2 protein-coding genes are annotated in these 446 nt (G+C 43.0%); one reads left to right on the forward strand and one right to left on the reverse strand.

The genetic code is table 11. The annotated features are described in order from the left end of the window. Positions 1-35: 35 nt before the first annotated feature. Positions 36-302, reverse strand: a complete 267-nt coding sequence (locus AB4653_RS28200) for a DUF1289 domain-containing protein (RefSeq protein ID WP_372105931.1) — start codon at positions 300-302, stop codon at positions 36-38. On the opposite strand from AB4653_RS28200, the gene AB4653_RS28205 reads away from it, so the two are divergent. Next, a partial coding sequence (locus AB4653_RS28205) for a hypothetical protein (RefSeq protein ID WP_372105932.1) occupies positions 223-446 on the forward strand: 224 nt, incomplete at its 3' end. The two genes, AB4653_RS28200 and AB4653_RS28205, sit on opposite strands and share 80 nt — an antisense overlap.

Consider the following 446-nt stretch of genomic DNA (forward strand, 5'->3'; position numbering starts at 1 on the left):
GATTATGTATGAAAACTATTGACTAGGTTCGTAAGCTACTGAATAGGCAAGGCAGACAGGCATTTACGGCACATGCACGCACCAGTTTTTGGAATGTTGCTAGTATCACGCTTCTCTAACTCAAAACACCAACACGTCTCTTTACCCGCACTAATATCGCATTGAGCTGGCTCATGACACTGCGGACATTGGTGAGTCGAACTCTCGCCACTAAGGTTATCCATGACTGACGTTCGTTCGTCTTCAGATAAGCCTTTCCAACCTATAATTTCATCCATTGTTCGAAAGCAGCCACTGCACATTCCGCCATTATTTTTACAAGCCGCTCGGCAAGGTGTTTTCATCTATCTAACCCATGATTCATTTGGGCTGAAATGTAGCATATTTGTTTCCTTTTTAAGAGTCATCAAACCAAAAACACAAGGGTCTGTTGATCTTTCGAGCTG

The sequence above is a fragment of the Vibrio sp. 10N.222.48.A3 genome (genome assembly GCF_041475345.1).
Classification (GTDB): domain Bacteria; phylum Pseudomonadota; class Gammaproteobacteria; order Enterobacterales; family Vibrionaceae; genus Vibrio; species Vibrio tasmaniensis_A.

Coding starts and splice junctions, on each gene's coding strand:
- AB4653_RS28200 (WP_372105931.1), bottom strand. CDS start 302: ATGTGCAGTGGCTGCTTTCGAACAATGGATGAAATTATAGGTTGGAAA.